The organism is Inquilinus sp. (assembly GCF_057815775.1).
Map to the genome: position 1 here is coordinate 1 of NZ_JBYRFX010001164.1, position 3,266 is coordinate 3,266.

Genomic DNA, 3,266 nt, shown 5'->3' on the forward strand with positions numbered 1-3,266 from the left:
GCGGCGCGCAGGGCGTCCACATCGACCCGCCCCGAGATGCGCGCGAGCAGGGGCATCGCGAACAGCGTGCGCCCCGGCCGCAGCAACTCCGCCATCCGGATCTGGCGTTGGCCGAACGAGAGCCTCGCGATGTAGCCGCTCGCCATCAGTGGCATCCCTTCGGGTGCGGGATGGTCACGAGGGCAACTCCACCCGGGTGCGTCGGCGCACGGCAAGGGCGGGACCGGGCTCCGCCTTGTCCGAGGTGGCGAGCCGTTCCGCCAGGTCGGACAGTTGCGGGGCCTCGAACAGGTCCGCCAGGGTCGCCGGAAGTGCCAGATCCCGGCGCACCCGGGCGATCATCCGCATGGCGAGGAGGGAGCTGCCGCCGAGGGCAAAAAAATGGTCGTGGCGCCCCACTTTGGCGCCCCCCAGCAGTTCACTCCATAGGGCGGCCAGCGACGTCTCGAGCGGACCCTGCGGCGGTGCCTCTTTGGCAGCGGATATGATGGCACGGGGCAGAGCCGTCGTGTCCACTTTGCCGCTGGCGATGCGGGGCAGGCGCTGATGCCGCACGAAGGCCTGCGGGATCATGTGAGCGGGAAGCCGGGTGGCGAGCTGCCCGCGCAGCTCCGCATCGTCGGGCAGGCCGGGTCCGGCTCCAAGATGCGCCACAAGGCGCGCCGGCCGTCCCTCGGTCTCTTCAACCACCACGGCGACTTCCAGAATACCGGACTGTGCCTGCAGCGCCGCTTCGATCTCGCCAGGCTCGACACGGTAGCCGGCCATTTTCACCTGCCGGTCCCGACGTCCATGGAAGAACAGGCGTCCATCGAAGCCAAGCGAAACCCTGTCGCCGGTGCGGTAGGCCGGCGTTTCAGAAGCCGCATCCATCCCGGGAAGACGGCTACGCAAAACGATATCGGGCGGTGCGCCGACATAGGCCCGTGCCACCGCCGGCCCGGAAACAATCAGTTCGCCGATCGTTGCGAACGGGCAGGGCCGGCCCTCGGAATCCACCACTTGCAGGCGCGTGCCGCGGATGGGATGGCCGATGGCGACGCTGGCGCCGGTCGTCTCCGGCTGACAGCGCTCGACGCAGACCCAGACGGTTGCTTCGGTGGGGCCGTATTCGTTGCATAGTACAGCTTGAGGTGCACGGGCAGCATGGGCGGCGACGAGGGCCGGCGGGCAAGGCTCGGCAGCCACCTTGGCCATGCGCACGCCAGCAAGGCCCTGCGGGCCGGCGGCATCGAGCAGCATCGCCCAGAGCGACGGCGTCATGCACACATGCGTGGCGTCCGCGCCGCGGATCAGCGCGACCAATCCATCGACGTCGCCCGACTCCGCGGCATCCGGCATCAACAGCGTGCCGCCGTCGCAGAGGGTGCAGAACAGTCCGGTCACGGAGCCGTCGAAGAACAAGGGGAATGTCAGCAGAAAGCGATCGATCGGAAGATCCGCATTCTCCGCCGCGCTGGCAGCTACATGGTAGCGCAAATTGTCATGGCCGACGCTGACGCCCTTCGGCCGTCCGGTGGAGCCGGAGGTGAAGATGACATAGGCCTCATCCGAGGCCACCGGTCCTTTTACTGCGTCCAGACGGGACGCCCCCGGCTCAATGTCCTCCATCGCGAGCGTGGTGACGTCCGAAAATGTTCCGGCTGACGCCCGGCGGGTCACGACCGCCGCGATATCAGCGCTGTCGAGTATCATGGAGCGCCGCTCGGCCGGCGTATCGGGATCGAGCGGTACATAGGCGGCACCGGCGCAGAGAATGCCGAGGATGGTGGCCACCGCCTCCGGGCCATGATCGAGCATCAAAGCGACGCGGGAGCCGGGCTGCACCCCGATAGCTGCAAGCCGCGCCGCAACCGCGGCTGCGCGCGCGCCAAGGTCGCCATAGCACCAGACACGGCCGTTCGCGATGATGGCGGGCGCGTCCGGCTGCGTGCGCATATGTGCAAGGATGAGGTCGAGCACCGTGCCTGCCGGCGCGGGCAAGGGCGGTCCCTGCAGCGCGGCCTCGACTTGTTTCAGCAGCGGCTCCGGCATCACATCAAGCGCGTTTGCCGGTGCGTCGAGCTGCGCCGGCAGCAGAAGCAGGGCAGTGCCGAGCATGTCGAGAAGCTGGCGGGCCTCCTGCGCCGACACATGCTGATGGTCGAACATCAGACGGAGCTGGAGGGTCTCGCCGATCTCCACCATCAGATTGAGCGGCATGTCCGGCAGGGTGACGTCGCCGCTGGCGGCGATCTCGATGCCGGCCGTTCGAAACGCCGTGGCGAGCGCCAGAGGATAGGTCTGGACAGCAATCAGGCTGCGTAACGGCAGCGCGTCACTTGGCAGGCCCAGCAGGTCGCGCATGGTGTCGAGCCCCGGCGGCCCCGCCTCGCGGCCCGCTGCCCGCGTGGCCTGGAGTTCGGCCAGCCATTGGCGCAGTGGTGTGTTGTCGCGGCGAACGCGACTCGGCAGCACGCCGATCTGCGGTCCCACCATATGGATAGAGCGGTCGCCCAGAAGCTCGGCCGGACGCACCGTCTCCACGCATCCGCAGACCAGATCGTCGGCGCCGCCGGTTCGCGCCAGCACGAGTGCCCACGCGCCTTCCACGATCGTGCTCAAGGTAAGACGCTCGGTTCGCGAGACCTGGTTAAGGTGTTCGGCGACTCCGGCGGGAACAAAGGTCGCCACCTCGCCGATGCGTGGTGCCGATGCGGTAGAACTACGGATCACGGCGTCCGGCGCATAGTCGGCCAGCACGGCGCTCCAATGCCGGTACGCGGCGGCGACATCGCGGCCCTGCATCCATTCCACGTAGCGGCGGAAGGGGAGCGCGGGCGGAATTGATCCGCCCCGGTAAAGGGTCAGCACCTCCTCGAGGATTTCGCCCAGCGACCAGCCGTCGACCGTGAGGTGATGTCGCGTCCAAACCAGCAGATGGCGCTCGGGTGCGAGGGCCAGCAGGCGAACCCGCATCAGCGGCGGTCGCCGCACATCGAACGGGTCGGCGCGATCATCCTGCAGAAGGGCATCAAGGGCGGAGCGCCAGTTGTCCTGCCGGGTCCAGTCGATGCAATTAACCTCGAAGGCGGGGGCCGCGAGCACCATCTGGGTCGGCGCGCCCTTGAGCTCCCAATGAAAGCCGGAACGCAGCGCGGCGTGGCGTGTCACGACGGCCGCCCAGGACTCGCAAAATGCGGTCTCGTCGAGCGGACCGGTCAGCAGCGCCCACCATTGACCCATGTAGAGAGGTTGATCGGGATAGCTCACGCACCGCACCAGCA

At 68.1% G+C, this 3,266-nt stretch carries 1 protein-coding gene; it reads right to left on the reverse strand.

What is annotated here, in order from left to right:
* Positions 1-174 precede the first annotated feature (174 nt).
* Positions 175-3,252: a non-ribosomal peptide synthetase gene (locus tag AC3XYG_RS41220; RefSeq protein WP_489145719.1), complete on the reverse strand. Its 3,078-nt coding sequence runs from the start codon at positions 3,250-3,252 to the stop codon at positions 175-177.
* Positions 3,253-3,266 lie beyond the last annotated feature (14 nt).